Origin of the sequence: Streptomyces sp. NPDC055243 (assembly GCF_044544025.1) — a bacterium.
Taxonomy (GTDB): Bacteria; Actinomycetota; Actinomycetes; order Streptomycetales; family Streptomycetaceae; genus Streptomyces.
Window position 1 is genome coordinate 1 of record NZ_JBITWR010000016.1, and the last position, 15,002, is coordinate 15,002.

Annotated in this window: 13 protein-coding genes; 5 read left to right on the plus strand and 8 right to left on the minus strand. The window is 71.0% G+C overall.

Annotated elements, in window-relative coordinates; all coding sequences use genetic code 11:
* Window positions 1–551 precede the first annotated feature (551 nt).
* On the plus strand, window positions 552–818 hold the full coding sequence (locus ACIGXX_RS34615) for a GlsB/YeaQ/YmgE family stress response membrane protein (protein ID WP_351165781.1): 267 nt from the start codon (window positions 552–554) through the stop codon (window positions 816–818).
* Between the two features lie 91 nt (window positions 819–909).
* Window positions 910–1,539: an alpha-ketoglutarate-dependent dioxygenase AlkB gene (locus tag ACIGXX_RS34620; RefSeq protein WP_399981722.1), complete on the plus strand. Its 630-nt coding sequence runs from the start codon at window positions 910–912 to the stop codon at window positions 1,537–1,539.
* 329 nt (window positions 1,540–1,868) lie between these two features.
* On the opposite strand, the gene ACIGXX_RS34625 is transcribed toward ACIGXX_RS34620, so the two are convergent.
* The gene (locus tag ACIGXX_RS34625) at window positions 1,869–2,786 is read right to left on the minus strand and encodes a LysR family transcriptional regulator (RefSeq protein WP_399981725.1); all 918 of its coding nucleotides are present in this window, start codon (window positions 2,784–2,786) and stop codon (window positions 1,869–1,871) included.
* A 129-nt stretch (window positions 2,787–2,915) separates the two neighbouring features.
* Between ACIGXX_RS34625 and ACIGXX_RS34630 the strand changes: the two genes are divergently transcribed.
* Window positions 2,916–3,302, plus strand: coding sequence for a 4-oxalocrotonate tautomerase family protein (locus ACIGXX_RS34630; RefSeq protein ID WP_399981728.1), 387 nt, complete (start codon window positions 2,916–2,918; stop codon window positions 3,300–3,302).
* Here the strand turns inward: ACIGXX_RS34630 and ACIGXX_RS34635 are convergent.
* The 6 genes from ACIGXX_RS34635 to ACIGXX_RS34660 form a co-directional block, all read right to left on the minus strand.
* Complete coding sequence (locus tag ACIGXX_RS34635; RefSeq protein WP_399981734.1) at window positions 3,299–4,621, minus strand: cytochrome P450; 1,323 nt, start codon at window positions 4,619–4,621, stop codon at window positions 3,299–3,301. The two genes, ACIGXX_RS34630 and ACIGXX_RS34635, sit on opposite strands and share 4 nt — an antisense overlap.
* 198 nt (window positions 4,622–4,819) lie before the next feature.
* Window positions 4,820–5,704: a geranyl diphosphate 2-C-methyltransferase gene (locus ACIGXX_RS34640; RefSeq protein ID WP_351165769.1), complete on the minus strand. Its 885-nt coding sequence runs from the start codon at window positions 5,702–5,704 to the stop codon at window positions 4,820–4,822.
* Between the two features lie 14 nt (window positions 5,705–5,718).
* Window positions 5,719–6,996, minus strand: a complete 1,278-nt coding sequence (locus tag ACIGXX_RS34645; protein WP_361467587.1) for a family 2 encapsulin nanocompartment cargo protein terpene cyclase — start codon at window positions 6,994–6,996, stop codon at window positions 5,719–5,721.
* Between the two features lie 97 nt (window positions 6,997–7,093).
* Window positions 7,094–8,503 carry a family 2B encapsulin nanocompartment shell protein gene (locus ACIGXX_RS34650; protein ID WP_351165765.1) on the minus strand — a complete coding sequence of 470 codons (1,410 nt, stop codon included), beginning with the start codon at window positions 8,501–8,503 and terminating at the stop codon, window positions 7,094–7,096.
* A 579-nt stretch (window positions 8,504–9,082) separates the two neighbouring features.
* Complete coding sequence (locus tag ACIGXX_RS34655) at window positions 9,083–9,727, minus strand: HAD family phosphatase (protein ID WP_351165763.1); 645 nt, start codon at window positions 9,725–9,727, stop codon at window positions 9,083–9,085.
* A 4-nt stretch (window positions 9,728–9,731) separates the two neighbouring features.
* Complete coding sequence (locus ACIGXX_RS34660; protein WP_351165761.1) at window positions 9,732–10,490, minus strand: DeoR/GlpR family DNA-binding transcription regulator; 759 nt, start codon at window positions 10,488–10,490, stop codon at window positions 9,732–9,734.
* Window positions 10,491–10,563: 73 nt separating this feature from the next.
* Here ACIGXX_RS34660 and ACIGXX_RS34665 point away from each other — a divergent pair, with 73 nt between their 5' ends.
* Window positions 10,564–11,748, plus strand: coding sequence for an MFS transporter (locus ACIGXX_RS34665; protein ID WP_351165759.1), 1,185 nt, complete (start codon window positions 10,564–10,566; stop codon window positions 11,746–11,748).
* Window positions 11,749–11,757: 9 nt separating this feature from the next.
* Here the strand turns inward: ACIGXX_RS34665 and ACIGXX_RS34670 are convergent, their stop codons facing one another.
* Window positions 11,758–12,522, minus strand: coding sequence for a TetR/AcrR family transcriptional regulator (locus ACIGXX_RS34670; RefSeq protein WP_366464442.1), 765 nt, complete (start codon window positions 12,520–12,522; stop codon window positions 11,758–11,760).
* Window positions 12,523–12,738: 216 nt separating this feature from the next.
* Between ACIGXX_RS34670 and ACIGXX_RS34675 the strand changes: the two genes are divergently transcribed.
* Window positions 12,739–14,994 (plus strand): MMPL family transporter, encoded by a 2,256-nt coding sequence (locus ACIGXX_RS34675; protein WP_399981743.1) that lies wholly within the window; start codon window positions 12,739–12,741, stop codon window positions 14,992–14,994.
* Window positions 14,995–15,002: the final 8 nt, after the last annotated feature.

The following is a 15,002-nucleotide window of genomic DNA, read 5'->3' on the forward strand; positions in this document are numbered from 1 at the left end:
ACCCCCCCGTCCCTGGGCTGCTCCCGCGGGGGGGCGGGCCCCCCCCCCCCCGCCCCCCCGCCCCCCCCGGCGCCGTTTCCTCGTGCGTCAGGCGGCGTCGCTGTGCTGCTCGGCCACGGGCGCTCGATGACGTCCCCCGGGCCCTGCGCCGTGGATGAGACGAAGGTGACGTACCCGCCGGCCGGCTCTCGGCCACGCTTCCCCGTTCATCCCGTCCTCGATGCGGTCCATGGCGATCATCAGGAGTCCCATGGCCGGCAGGAGCAAAAGAGCGACAACTAACATCGGCAGCGTCCTCCTCGCGGCTTCTCTTCTCGCCTGCCCCTTGCCGGCATGCTCACGGCGACGAAGACATGGAGAGCCTGCAACGCTCCCTTCACATCTGCCGCGCGAACCTCACCCGGTCGGCTGGCAGAGGAATGACCTTTGGCCCGCGACCGGGGACCTTGGTCCCGCGTGAGGCGCCCTGGGCCGGACAGTTGTCCCAGTGCCGGACAGCAGATCAAGCGTCGGCACGTACACACACGTACACAAGGGAAGGGAACACGCTCGTGGGCATCATCGCCTGGATCCTGATCGGTCTCATCGCGGGGGCCATCGCCAAGGCCCTCACTCCTGGCAAGGACCCGGGAGGCTGCCTGGTGACGATGTTGATCGGCATCGTGGGCGGGCTGCTCGGCGGCTGGCTGGGCAAGGTGATCTTCGGCGTCCACTCGATCAACGGGTTCTTCCATCTGTCGACGTGGATCGCCGCCATCGTCGGCTCCGTGCTCGTCCTGTTCGTCTACCGCCTGGTCTCGGGGCAGCGCTCCCGCTGACCCCGGCCGCCGGTCACCGCGCGCCCCGGGGCTCGCGGTGACCGGCATTCGAATTAGCTCGCATGTTCGAATCATTGGGTACACTGGCCGCATGGCGACGCACCAGCTCCAGGGATCCCTCTTCGACCAGAGCGACGACGTGCGCCTGGGGCCCCTGAACACCATCCGCCGGACGGTTCTGGGCGACGGAGCGTGGATAGACCTCCTGCCGGGCTGGCTCAGCGGCGCCGACGTCCTGTTCGAGCGGCTGGCCGCGGACGTCCCCTGGAAGGCCGAGCGCCGGCAGATGTACGAGAGGGTCGTGGACGTGCCGCGCCTGCTCGCCTTCTACCGCGCCGGTGAACCACTCCCCCACGCCGTGCTCGACGAGGCCCGACAAGCCCTCTCCGATCACTACGCCACCGAGCTCGGCGAGGCCTTCACGACGGCCGGCCTGTGCCACTACCGCGACGGGCGCGACAGCGTGGCCTGGCACGGCGACCGCATCGGCCGGGGCGCCCGCGAGGACACGATGGTCGCCATCCTCTCCGTGGGAGCACCCCGCGACCTGCTGCTGCGCCCGCGCCACGGCGGCGAGACCGTCCGGCGCCCGCTCGGCCACGGCGACCTGATCGTGATGGGCGGCTCCTGCCAGCGCACCTGGGAACACGCCATCCCCAAGTCCACCCGCGCCGCCGGGGGACGCATCAGCATCCAGTTCCGGCCGCACGGCGTGCAGTGACCTGATGTCCCGCCCGGCGAGACACACGTAGGTCGGCGAGCCCGGCTCCGTACGCTATAGTGGATCTTGAGCCCGCAGCCGGAACTCCTGCAAGCGGGCCCTGCGTTGGTCGTCCAAGGAAAGACGCCCCGCTTCCTGCGGGGAAATGTAGGTGCAAGGCCTGCCCAGCGCTCGCGACAAGCCCCGGTCTCTCACGAGACCGGGGCTTTTTTCTGCGTTGGGAGTGGCTCTGCCCCGGGGGGCGCACCGCCCCCGACCGAGCCGACGAGATCGAGGCCGCGCCGACGCTACGGCGGCGATAGGCGGCGCGCTGTTCACCGCGGGAGCGGTCAGCATCCGGCTGCGCCACCACCAGGACGAACTGGAGCGGGCCCAGAACTGAGTCCGGACAGGTGCACGGCGGCCGACTCTGCCAGCGTGCGGACCGCCGGGTGCCAGGGACGCTCATGGGGGCCGGTCAGTACGAGCCTGCGGGACATCACCGGCTTCAGCGGCAGCAGGACCAGGTCGGACGGGAGCAGGGAGCGGGAGGCCTCGGACAGGACCGTCACGCCGATGCCCGCCTGCACCATGCCGATCAGCGTCGTCAGGTCCCGCACCCGGCGGGCAGGGGTGAAGGGCAGCCCGGCCCGCATGTGGATCGTGCGGACGCGGGCTTCGCAGTTGTCGGGCGATATCAGGAACGGGTCGTCCGCCAAGTCCCCGATGTCGACGAGCGGTTCGTCCCCCAAGGGGTGGTCCCGGGGCAGCACGGCCCGGTAGTGGTCCTCTGCCAGGTGGACGCCGGCCCCCGTGGGCGGGTCGATCAGGATGGCGGCATCCGCCACGCCGTCCGCCAGCCAGGCGGCGATCTCCGTGCTGTCGCCTTCGAAGAACCGGACGGTCAGCCGGGGTTGTTCCTCGCTCCAGTGCCGGAGCAGGTCCGGGACCAGCCCCTGGCAGATGGTCGGCGTGCAGGCCAGCCGTACGGTGCCGGTCATCGTCTCGGCGGCGTCGGCCGCGATCTCCTCCACGGACCGGGCCGCCGACAGCGCGGTGCGCGCGTGCGGCAGGATCCGCTCACCCAGCGCCGTGGTCCGCACCGGCGTGGCGCGGACCAGCAGCGGCGCCGTCAGCTCGCGTTCGAGGGAGGCCACGGCGTGCGAGACCGCGGATTGGCTCATGCTCAACTCGGCGGCGGCCGCGCTGAAGCCGCCTGCTTCGGCGACGGCGAGGAAGGCCCTCAGCTGGGCAAGGTTCACGGTCATGCGGCGGCCTCATAGAGCTATGACGTCGGTGCGTTGGATCCATCGTTCCAGGTCGGCCAGGCTTGCCCACAGCCGCCGCCTACGGCCGGCACCCACCGAACGCATCCCGAACGCGCACCGAGGAGAGCCATGCCCTACATCCGCGCCATCATCACCGACCCCGACCTCCCCACCACCACTCAGCGCACCCTGGCCGAGAGGCTCACCGCGCTCGCGGTCACGGCCCTCGGCAAGTCCGGCGCGCGCACCATCGTCCACATCGACATGGTTCCGCCCACCCGCTACTACGTCGCGGGCAAGCCACTGACCGGCGGACTCGACGCACACGTCGAGGTCAGCATCACCCTGGGCACGAACAGCGCCGAGGAAAAGGCCGCCTTCATCGCCGGAGCCAACGAACTGCTGACGAACGCCCTCGGCCCCCTCACCCGCGGCGGAGTAGCCCTGCACGAACTGCCCCCCGAGAGCTACGGCTACAACGGAGAGACCCAGTTCGCCTACTACCGCCGGACCTAGCCGCCCAGCACCGCCGGTGTCGGGCCGTCGGGGCGGACCGTGATGCTATAGGCGGCCTTCTCCGGGATGGAGTGGAAACGGGGGGTGTGGGCGGGCAGCAGGTGTTCCAGGAGGGTGGTCGATTCGCGGAGGGCGAATTGCAGGCCAAGGCAGGCCCGGGGGCCGAGGCCGAACGGGAAGTAGCTTCCCGGGTGGGTGGGGCGCCGGCCTGGGGTCGAGAAGCGCGTCGGGTCGAAGCGCCCCGGGTCGTGCCAGAGTTCGGGGTCCCGGTGGGTGAGGTAGGGGCAGACCAGTACGTCGGTGTCCGCCTCGATCTCGTACCCGGCGAGATGGTCGTCCTGCACCGCGCAGCGCGGCAGGATCCAGGCCGACGGATAGAACCGCAGCGCTTCGTGGACGAGTGCCTGGAGGGCCTGCCGGCGCTCGGGCGAGCCCTCGGGGCCCGCGGCGAGGGCCTGCTCCCGCGCCTGCGGATTCTGGTCCAGCAGGAGGTAGAGCCAGGTCAGGGTCGATGCGGTGGTCTCGTGCCCGGCGACCAGCAGGGTGACCAGCTCGTCGCGGATCAGCCGGTCGGTGTACTCGGGGCGCGTCGTGGCCGCATCGAGCAGGACGTGCAGCAGGCCCGGCCCGTCGGGTCCGGCCGCGCCGTCGCGCGCGGCGGCGATGGCCAGGCTCGACACCGCGTCGATCCTGGCCAGGTCGGCGGCGACCGCCCCCTGGGCGGCCGTGCCGTCGGCGGGCAGACTGGGCAGCGCGGCCACCACCGCGGGCACGGCGGCCAGTTCGCGCTCCGTCGCGGGCGCGAGGGGATGTCCGGTCAGGGAACGCCAGATGGTGTCCAGGGCGAAGCGCCGCATCTCGTCGCCGACGTCGAAGACCTGCCCGGAGCGTGCGTACCCGGCCCAGCGCGCCGCCGCGGTCCGGGCGGCCTCGGTGATGCGCTGCTCGTAGCGGCGCATGCCCCGGCCGGTGAACTGGGACTGCAGCAGCCGCCGTTGGCGCTGCCATGCCTCGCCCGTCGCGGCCAGGACTCCGTCGCCGATCAGCAGCCGGGCGCGGTGCGAACGCTTCACGTACCGGCCGGGATGGAGCGCGAGCACATGCTGCACGGCCTCGGGGGCGGTGACCAGGACGGTCGGGCGCGGGCCGAGCCGGACGGCGGCGACGCCGCCGAGCTGTTCGCGCGCCTGAGCGAAGAGGTCGACGAGCTCCCCTCCCCCGGCCTGCCACTCGGCGACGAGGGCAGGATCGAGCTCGGGGACCCGGCGAGCGGGAGGGGTCGGGCTCGGGACGGAGCCGGGGCGGGCATGGGTGGCCACGGGGCTGCTCCTGTTCGACGGCGGTGCGTCGTCACGGGTCGTCACGGACGGAGGTGGGCGTCACGCACTGTAGGGGAGCGGGAGCGGTACGCGACAGTCCGCGTCCCCTCCTCGCGAGCGGCACCCGATCCTCACGCACAGCGCCGGAAGGGCCGGGCCCGCCGGTCGGCGGGCCCGGCCCCTTGGGCCGGCGGTCGGTCAGACGCGGTCGGCCGCGATCAGGACGTACTGGAAGGAGCCGTCCTTGTACGAGTTGATGAACGCCTCTTCGATGCCGGTGACCAGGGACGACGTGGCCCGCAGCTCCCAGTAGGGCAGGGTCGCGGGCGTCAGGTCCACGATGGCCTGCGGGACGAGGCGGTTGTCGGCCATGGCACGCAGGTACTCCCGGCGGGAGTGGATGTTGCACTCGAAGTGCGCGTTGATCTGGGAGACCCACTTCGAGGGCTGGCCGTACCGCGGGTTCCAGCAGCCGGTGATGGTCACATAGCGGCCGCCGACCTCGAGGACCCTGCTGTGCTCGGAGAACAGGTCGTGCAGGTCGACGTACATGCTCGACTCGTTGTTCCACGAGCCCGCGGCCTGCCCGGTCTCGAAGGGCATGTCGAGCATGTTGCACACGCGGGCGCGGACGTGGTCCTGGAGGCGCAGTTCCTGAGCGCGCCGGTTGGCGAAGTCGGCCTGCTTGGCCGACAGGGTCACGCCCTCCACCGTGCACCCGAACCGCTGGTGGGCCATGACCATCGATCCGCCCCGCCCGCACCCCGCGTCCACGAGCGTGTCGTCGGGGGCGATGGAGCCGAGGTGGTCCAGGAGGACCTCGGCCTGCGCCGACTCCAGGCGGTGCAGCTCGGTGATCAGCTTCTTCTCGTGCTCGCTGTCGTCGGCATCCCCCAGGGCGGCGTGGTCGACGTCGCCGATGCCGTAATGGTGGTGGTAGAGCCCGTCGACGTCGCCGAGGCGCAGATTCACGGGACGCGCCTCGTTGTTCCAGTAGCGCGCGATGTCGCCCTGGTAGGGCGTCGCCGGTGCGGGCACGAACGCGGAGGCGCTGTCGACAGTGGTGAACTCAGTGCTGGTCACAGGTGATTCCGTCCTTACCAGAAATCGGGCAGGCTGTAGCGGTAGGTGTTGGTCTGGTGCCAGTAGTGGTTGCCGTCGACCCATACGGCCACGCCCCGCAGGAAGCGCAGCACGCTCGGGACCGCGCACGAGGCGGCCAGGGCGGCGGCCTCGGCCTCGAAGTCGCGCATGAGGTCGTTGTGGACCTCGATCGCCTTCAGATAGGCGTCCTGGTCGGAGACGCCCTCGCGCTCGGCGATCACCACGGGCAGGTTCAAGTGCCTTCCGGGGCTGGCGAGTTCCTTGGTGTACGAGTAGAGGTCGTTGACGATGGTGCTGGCGTTGCCGGCGAGTGCGAGGACCCGCTGCATGGCGGGCTGAGCATGCAGGTCCGCCGGCAGTTCGTAGCCGCCGATGGTGTCGGTGATGGTGGGGCAGGGCCGGAAGTTGTTGAACTGCCGCATCGCCAGGTACTCCCACACCTCGGGCGTGTGGTCGGTCTGGGCCCAGGCGCCCTCCGCGAGATAGCCCAGGTGCAGCCGGGCCATGTCGTGCCGGAAGCGGTCGGCCTGGGAGGCGGTGGACTGGCGGACGAAGTACTCCATCGCGGAGCGGTAGGCGCGCCGCGGGGCATCCTCGTGCAGCGACTTTGCCCACTGCGGCTGGTACTCCTGCGGCGCGTGCAGGGGGTCCAGAGCGGTGTGCGCCAGCAGAAGGCGCCCGCCAAGGCCGACGGGCGAGCCGCCGTGGTCCTCGCAGTAGCAGTCGTCGACCGCGTTCTCGGCGACCATGAGCCGGGTGGCGATCATCAGGTGGTCGATGGTCGGGGCGTCGGGATGGCAGGCCACCATGTAGCGCCCGACGGAGAAGCCGTCGAACTGGCCCTCCCACTCGTCGGGGAACAGCTCGACCTCGTCCACCGCCCAGTCCTTGATCCGGCGGCTGACCTCCTCCACACGCGCCGGGTCGGGCTCGGGCACCGGGTGGTAGTAGAGACCCGGGATGTGCAGGGCGTCCGCCGGCGCTTCGGCGGCCGGGGGCTCTGAGGGCTCCGGAGGCATCGACGGCGCCGAGGACGCCGAGGACGCGGGCAACTCCGGCGGCAGGGCCAGATGCAGGCCCGCCGTGCCCAGACCGCTGGGGCCGCGCAGGATCCGCTCCAGGGCAGGGCTCGGTTCCCTCGCCGCGGCTGGACGGGGAACCGAGGGCGTGGTGGGCAGGACGCCGGCGGCGTGGGTGGGGACGTGGTCCCCGAAGCGGGCCGCGGCGGCAGGCAGGCTCGGCTGCGGCGGGGAAGACCCAGGATCGGGCATCCGTGGCTCCTTGGTGGGGTGGGCGGCCTCTTTCGGATCCGGGCACACTCGCCCGGCCCGGGAAGGTCCGGGCTGTCGTGGCGGTCCGACGGATCCTCTAGGCGGGCCTGCGGGCGATCTGCACGTTCTCCAGCACGCCGAGTGCGTTGGGCACCAGGATGGCGGCGGAGTAATAGGTGCTGACCAGGTACGAGATGATCGCCTGCTCGCCGATGCCCATGAAGCGCACCGACAGGCCCGGCTCGTACTCGTCCGGCAGGCCGGTCTGGTGCAGACCGACGACGCCCTGGTTGTCCTCGCCGATGCGCATGGCGAGGATCGAGCTGGTCTGCTCCTTGGTGATGGGGATCTTGTTGCAGGGCAGGATCGGGACCCCGCGCCAGGCCGGCACCTGCTGCCCGCCGAGGTCGACGTGATCGGGGTAGATCCCGCGGGCGTTGAGCTCGCGCCCGATCGCCGCGATGGTCCTGGGGTGGGCGAGGAAGAACTTCGTCCCGCGGCGGCGGCAGAGCAGTTCGTCGAGGTCGTCCGGGATGGGCGGGCCCGAGTGCGGCTGGATGCGCTGCTTGAAGTCGGCGTTGTGGAGCAGGCCGAACTCCCGGTTGTTGATCAGCTCGTGCTCCTGGCGCTCGCGCAGCGCCTCGATGGTGAGCCTGAGCTGCTCCTCGGTCTGGTTCATCGGCCCGTTGTAGAGGTCGGCGACCCTGGTGTGGACCCGCAGAACGGTCTGGGCGACGGAGAGTTCGTACTCGCGCGGCTTGAGCTCGTAGTCGACGAAGGCACCGGGCAGGGCGACTTCGCCGACATGTCCGGCCGACATCGCGATCTCGGCCTCGCCGTGCTTGTTCTGGCGCTGCTGAGGCAGTCGGCGGAGCTCGTCGAGGTGGGCCTGGAGGCTCGGTGCCGAGGACAGCACGGAGTCGAAGTCGGCGCGGGACAGGGTGAGCAGGGTGCCGGCGGTCTCGGCGGTCGCCGTGGAGTCCCACCTGGCGTCGGCGTCCAGCAGGGCGCTTTCCCCGAACCGGTCTCCGTCGGCGAGGACCGCGACGCCGACCTCGTCTCCGTACTTGCCCACGGAGTGCTGGTTGATCCGGCCGTGGGCGATCAGGTGGAGCTGCCCGGCGGGAGTGCCGCGCTCGGCAAGGACCTCACCGGCGCGAAACTCGCGCTGGACGCACCGGTCGGCGATCGCGGTCAGGACCTCCACGTCCTCGAAGCCGCGCAGCAGGGCCAGTTCGCCGAGTTCCCGGGGGATCACCCGGACGTCCGCGCCGTCCTGGACGAAATCGATGCGCCCGTCGCCGACGGTGTAGCTCAGCCGGCGGTTCACGCGGTAGGCGCCGCCCTTGGTCTCCACCCAGGGGAGCATCCGCAGCAGCCAGCGGGAGGTGATCTCCTGCATCTGCGGGGCGGACTTCGTGGTGGTGGCGAGATTGCGGGCAGCCGCCGTACTCAAGGACCGCCGCGGCGGCTCCAGTCGCGCTTCCGGGCTGGTCTCAACGGTCATCGGTCGAGCTCTCCTTCACGAGGGAGGTGATCAGTGCAGGCGCGCCAACCGGCGAAAGCGGAAGTAGCGGTGTAATCTCCGGGATTTCATCCAGATCCGGTGACCATTTAACGGCCGTTGCGCCTGGCTCGCCCGATAAGACCGTTGGCAGCACACGAAACGGTGATCTTGCTCCGCGCGGGGTTTATCCCGACGACCGATGGCGTTCTGGCCACCTGCCCCAGAGGACGCCCACCTCGCCTGCTCTCCGTGATAGGGACACGATGTGACGATGCGTCAGGGCTTCGCGGACATCTGGGAGGGCGCCGCGGGCCGTCGCTCCTCGGGCGGCGCCCCCCGACCGTCCGCACCGGCGGGAACGTCGAGCCCGCTGCCGGGCGGTCGGATCCAGCCAGGCGCGATACGCGTCATGACCGCGGGGCGGTAGGGTGCCGCGCCGCGGCACGGGCGTCTCTCGCAAACGTGATCGAGACACTCGGCGCCGTCGACTACGAGCGGTTCGCCCGGGACGAGTTGAGCGCCAAGCCGCTGGACCGCACAGCCCTCTCCCTCACCTCTCCCTCTCCCTCACCCTCGCCGTCAGAGAGCTCCCCGGAGACGCTCAGGCGTCGTGAACAGGTGGCCGCGGATGCCAGCCGTCTCGGCGGCGCGGATGTTCTCCTCGCGGTCGTCGACGAAGAGGATGCGGTCCGGTTCGGTGCGCAGGGCGGTCAGGCACCAGTCGTAGGCGCCGGGATCGGGTTTGGCGTGGCCTATGCGGCAGGAGAAGGCGCGCACGGAGAAGTGCTTGAGCCAGGCGTGGTGTTCCTCGTAGTAAGTGGCCAGCTCATCGGGGATGTTGGACAGGAGCGCGATGCGGCGGCCGGCTGCCGCGAGCTCCTCGACCAGGGCGACCATGACCTCGTCCACGGCGCTCCAGCTGGCGACGTCGGCTTCGATGAGCCCCGCGATGCGGTGTTCGTCGAAGCGGGTGGCGAGGGTGTCCGCCACTTGGCGCCAGTAGGCGGGGCCGGTCAACACGCCTTGGTCGTACGGCTGTCGGCGTGCCCAGTAGGCGTCCCAGAATGCCGGGGCGGCCACTCCCGCAGCCCGGGCGATGCGGCCCTTGCCTTCGGCGGACTGGTGGCGCGCGATGACGCCGAACAGGTCGAAGAGCACGACGTCCGGCGAGGCGGGCGAGGCGTGTGAGACGTACGAGACGTGCGATTCAGGCGAGTCCGGCATGGGGTCACACCTTTCGTACGGTGACGCCGGCGGCCACCAGCGCGTCGGTCTCGTCCTGGGCGGCGGCCTCGTCGGTGACGACGGCGTGCAGAGCGGCGGCGGGGGCGACGAAGGCCAGGGCCGTGCGGGAGAGCTTGGGGGCGTCCGCGACCGCGATGACGCGGCGGGCCGAGGCGATCGCGGCACGTTTGACCGCGGCGTCGTCCAGGTCGTACGCGGTCAGGCCGTGAGTCGCGCTCAGTCCGCAGCAGCCGATGACCGCGGTGTCGAAGCGCAGGGCGGCCAGGGACGCCTCGGTCAGCGGCCCGGTCAGCGCCAGCTCGCCGGGGCGGGGGCGGCCGCCGGGGACCAGGAGCGTCAGTTGCGGTGCCCCGGTCAGCGCGTTCACCGCGTGCAGGGACAGCGGCAGCACGGTCAGCCGGCGCTGCTCCAGCGCGCGGGCCACTTCCAGGCAGGTGGTGCCGCTGTCGATGACGACGGACTCGCCGTCCGCGATCAGGCCCGCGACCTCGCCGGCGATGCGCCGCTTGGTCTCGAGCCCCTCCTGGGCCCGGAGCGCGAAGGGCGGTTCCTCACCGCGCAGCAGCAGGCTTCTGGCGCCGCCGCGGTAGCGCTCCAGGACGCCTTGGTCCGCCAGGGCCTCCAGGTCGCGGCGGATGGTCATCTCCGAGGCGCCCGTCAGTTCCGCCAGCTCCGCGACGCCCATCCGCCCGGTCTCGCGTACGGCATCGCTGATCTGCCTCAGTCGGTCTGTGCTCGCCATGCCGCAATTGAACATCACCAATGTTCGATACGCAATCTTCCGAACAGACATCATGTTCGTTATGTTCGTTGACATGGAAAGATCGCTGCGCTCGGGCCGCCTTGCCACCTTCGTCTACTTCACCCTCAACGGCTTCCTCATGGGGATGTGGATCGTCCACATCCCGGCCGTCGAGCACCGCGCCGGCATCAGCCACGCCGTGCTCGGCTGGCTCCTGCTGCTGCTCGGCGCGGGTGCCTTCGTCGGCATGCAGCTCGTGGGCCGACTCACCGACCGCTTCGGCGCCCGCACCGTCGTACCGCTCAGCGCGGCGCTGTGCAGCGCCACGGTGATCCTGCCGGGGCTCGCCACGAGCGCCTGGGCGCTGGGGGCGGCGCTGCTGGTGCTCGGCTTCGGCAACGGCTGCCTGGACGTCAGCATGAACGCCCACGCCGTCCAGGTCGAGCGCGGCTACGAACGCCCCGTCATGTCCGCCTTCCACGCCACCTTCTCCATCGGCGGAGTCCTCGCCGCACTGGTCGGCGCCCGCACCCTCAGCTGGGAGCTGAGCCCGGCACTGACCCTCGGCACGGTGGCGCTCTTCGGCCTGGCCGTGGCCGCACTGGCCGCGCCCTCACTGCTGCGCCCCGAGGCCGACCCCGCCGAACGAGCCGCCGCCGAGGCGGTGACCCGGCGCAGGACGCCGAGGCGCATCTGGATGCTGGCCGCGCTCGCGCTGATGCTCATGCTCTGCGAGGGCGTCGCCAACGACTGGAGCGTGCTGCACCTGCGCGACACCCTGGACGCGCCCGCCGCCACCGCCGCCCTGGCCTACGGCGCCTTCGCCACCGCGATGACCGTCGGCCGGCTGCTCGCCGACCGCGTGTCCGCGCGCTACGGCCCGGTGGCCGTGCTCCGCCAGGGAGCGTCGGTGGCCGCCGTGGGCATGACGGTGGCCGCGCTGTCCCCCTGGATACCGCTGGCCCTGGTCGGCTGGACCGTGTTCGGCATCGGCCTCTCCGGCTGCATCCCCCAGCTCTTCAGCGCCGCGGGCCACGCCGACCAGGACGCCGCCGGGGCCAACGTCTCGCGCGTCGCGGGCCTCGGCTACCTCGGCATGCTCGCCGGACCCGCCGTCATCGGACCGCTCACGCACGCCGTCCCGCTCAACCTGACGTTCTTCCTGCCCGTGGCGTTCTGCGTCCTCGCCGCCTGCACCGCCGGGATTCTGCGCCCCCGGCCCACCGCCGACACCCCCATGGAGAGCACAAGCGTCTGACCGGCCGCGTCACGGTCCGGCTCCAGGACGCGGCTCCGGCACCGCCGCCTCGGGAATCCGGCGGCGGACGTCCTCCAGCAGGTTCCGCATCCCCATGCGGAACAGCTCGGCCTGGTGGTCGCCGAGGAATGCCGTGTGCCCGAACACCTCCAGGACCACGAGGCCATGAAGGTGCCCCCACGCGCTCAAAAAGAGGGCGGTCGCGGGAGGCGGCAGATGCCCCAGGCCGAAGTGCGGCAGCTGCTCCAGGTACGCCGCCAGCTCGGACGAGAGCGCGGGGGCCTCGGCCGCGGCCAGTTGCGCCGTGCTGAACCCGTCGAACAGTTCGCGCTCGAAGATGGCGCTCATCCGGCGGGTCGCCTGGGTGGTCGGGCCTTCGGCGGGTGCCTCGTAGTCCCGCAGCGGCGTTCCGTAGAGGAGCTGGAAACGCTCGGGGTGGACGATGGCCCATTGCCGGTAGCCCTCGGCCGCGACCACCAGGCCCGGCAGGTCCGGGTCGTCCGCCGCGGTGTCGACGGCGGCCCGCACGGCATCGGCCAGGTCGTCGTACGCCTTGGCGACGAGCGCCGTGACCAGGGCGTCCCGGCTCGGGAAGTAGTGGTAGAGCGCCTGCACGGTCATCTGGAGGCTGCGGGCGACCGCACGCAAGGACAGCGCCACGGGGCCGTGTTCGGCGATGTGCCGCTCGGCGGCGTCCAGGATCTCCTGCGTGGCGGCGGCCCGGCGTCGCTGGCGCAGGGAGGGCGGGGCTGTGGCGTGTTCCTCTGCGGGCATGAGGCGACTTCCTCCGGCTTCCGGGTGTGAAGAAAATCTAACACTGCCAAATTTACCGTCTCCTCACTAACGTCGTTCCCGGCGACGAAGAGTGCAGCACCGCACCTGTTCTGACGGAGCGAAAGACGCTCCGCGAAGCACCTCGCCGGACCCTCATCACCCGGCTCCGGCCGCTTCGCGCCGTTTTCACCGCAAGGACACCAAAGGAGAGCGTGCGTGTTTGAACGCATAGCCGAACTGGCCATCCGCAGGGCCCGGTTGATACTCGTCGTCGCCGTCGTGGCCCTGGCCCTCATGGGCGCCCTGGGCGCAGGCGCCTTCGGCAAGTTGCTGGGAGGCGGCTACGACAACCCGGCCTCGCAGTCAACCCGGGCCGGAGAAGTCATCGACGAGAAGTTCGGCGGGGAGACCAACCTGGTCCTGCTGGTCCGCGCCCACGAAGGCCGCGTCGACACCCCCGACGCCCGACAGAGCGGCAAGGCCCTGGTGGCCGACCTCAAGAAGGAACAGCACCTGCGGAACGTGATCTCGTACTGGGACACGGCAAGCCCCGACCTGCGCTCCAAGGACGGCCGCGAGGCCATGGTGCTGGCCCATGTGCGGGGCGACGACCTGGAACGCGACCAGAACGCCAAGAGCGTCATCGACGCCTACGCCGGACCGTACGAGGGCGGGCTCACCGTGGAGGCCGGCGGCGGCGCCGCCGTCACCAGCGAGATGGGCACCCAGTCGGGCAAGGACCTCGTCCTGGCCGAGGCCATCGCCGTGCCCCTCACCCTCATCCTGCTCCTGCTCGTCTTCGGCAGCCTGGTCGCGGCCCTGCTGCCGCTGGCGATCGGCCTCATCGCCATCGCGGGCACGTTCGCTGAGCTCTTCGTCCTCGGCAGCGTCACCGACGTCTCCATCTTCGCGATCAACCTGACCACGGCCCTGGGGCTCGGCCTCGGCATCGACTACGCCCTGCTCATGGTCAGCCGCTTCCGGGAGCAACTCGCCACCGGGGCAAGCGTGGAGGACGCCGTGCGCCGCACGGTGAGCACCGCGGGCCGCACCGTCGCCTTCTCCGCCGCGACCGTGGCGGCCGCACTGGCGGCCCTGCTGGTCTTCCCGCAGTACTTCCTGCGCTCGTTCGGCTATGCCGGGGTCGGTGTCGTCGCCATCGCGGCCATCAGCACCCTGTTCGTCATGCCGGCCCTGTTCGTCGTCCTGGGACACCGTGTCAACAGCGGACGTCTGCCGTGGGCCAAGCGCGGGCGCGCCGCCACCCGAACCCCCCTGTGGGGACGGCTGGCCGGCACCGTCATGCGGCGCCCCGCGCTCACCGCGCTGCCCGTCCTCACGGTGCTGCTCCTTGCGGCAAGCCCTCTCCTCGGCATCACCTTCGGCACGCCGGACGAACGCGTACTGCCCGAGGACGCCAAGAGCCGCCAGGTCTCGACGGTTCTTCAGGAGAAGTTCAACGGCAACGACGACGCGGCCCTGCACGTCGTCATCGACAGCCACGTGAGCAAGGGGACCTTGAAGTCGTACGCGGATGAACTGTCGGGGCTCAAGGGCGTGGTCCGCGTGGAGACCAGCGCGGGCACCCACGCCGACGGACGGTCCGCGGCGGCCGACCCCGGCAACAAGGCCCTCGGCCGCCCCGACGCCCAGCAGATCACCGTGGTGAGCACCTTGCCGCCCAAGTCGGACGCGGCCCAGGACCTGGTCGGCAAGGTGCGGGCGCTCACTCCGCCCGCCGGGACACAGCCCCTGGTGGGCGGCGTCGACGCCGAACTGGTCGACTCCAAGGACTCCATCGGCAGCCGTCTGCCCATCGCCGTGGCCCTGGTAGCCCTGACCACGTTCCTCCTGCTCTTCCTGTTCACCGGCAGCATCGTGCAGCCCCTGCGTGCGCTGCTCCTCAACCTGATCAGCCTGGGCGCGACCCTCGGCGTCATGACCTGGATCTTCCAGGACGGCAACCTCTCCTCCCTGCTCGGCTTCACCGCGCAGCCCATGGAGGTGTCCATGACGGTGCTGATGTTCTGCATCGCCTTCGGCCTCTCGATGGACTACGAGGTGTTCGTCACCAGCCGCATCAAGGAACTGCACGACCTGGGCGAGGACAACGAGTCCGCCGTGACCAACGGCCTGGGGCACACCGGCCGTATCGTCACCGCGGCCGCCTGCCTGCTCGCGGTGAGCTTCTTCGCCTTCGGCACGGCCAAGCTCAGCTTCATGCAGATGTTCGGCCTGGGCAGCGGCCTCGCCATCCTCATCGACGCCGTCGCCGTGCGCGGCATCCTCGTACCCGCCGCGATGCGCCTGCTGGGCCGCTCGGCCTGGTACGCGCCCGGCTTCCTGCGCAGGCTCCACGGGCGCATCGGCCTCAGCGAAGGCGGCCCCACGCCCGAGCCCGCCGCCGCGCCACGACTCGTGACCGAGTCGTCGACGGAGTCGTCGTACGAGAAGAGGTCGACGCAGGTCTGACCCGCCGG

Coding starts and splice junctions, on each gene's coding strand:
- ACIGXX_RS34620 (WP_399981722.1), top strand. CDS start 910: ATGGCGACGCACCAGCTCCAGGGATCCCTCTTCGACCAGAGCGACGAC.
- ACIGXX_RS34645 (WP_361467587.1), bottom strand. CDS start 6,996: ATGCCCGATCCTGGGTCTTCCCCGCCGCAGCCGAGCCTGCCTGCCGCC.
- ACIGXX_RS34625 (WP_399981725.1), bottom strand. CDS start 2,786: ATGACCGTGAACCTTGCCCAGCTGAGGGCCTTCCTCGCCGTCGCCGAA.
- ACIGXX_RS34630 (WP_399981728.1), top strand. CDS start 2,916: ATGCCCTACATCCGCGCCATCATCACCGACCCCGACCTCCCCACCACC.
- ACIGXX_RS34660 (WP_351165761.1), bottom strand. CDS start 10,490: ATGGCGAGCACAGACCGACTGAGGCAGATCAGCGATGCCGTACGCGAG.
- ACIGXX_RS34655 (WP_351165763.1), bottom strand. CDS start 9,727: ATGCCGGACTCGCCTGAATCGCACGTCTCGTACGTCTCACACGCCTCG.
- ACIGXX_RS34650 (WP_351165765.1), bottom strand. CDS start 8,503: ATGACCGTTGAGACCAGCCCGGAAGCGCGACTGGAGCCGCCGCGGCGG.
- ACIGXX_RS34665 (WP_351165759.1), top strand. CDS start 10,564: ATGGAAAGATCGCTGCGCTCGGGCCGCCTTGCCACCTTCGTCTACTTC.
- ACIGXX_RS34670 (WP_366464442.1), bottom strand. CDS start 12,522: ATGCCCGCAGAGGAACACGCCACAGCCCCGCCCTCCCTGCGCCAGCGA.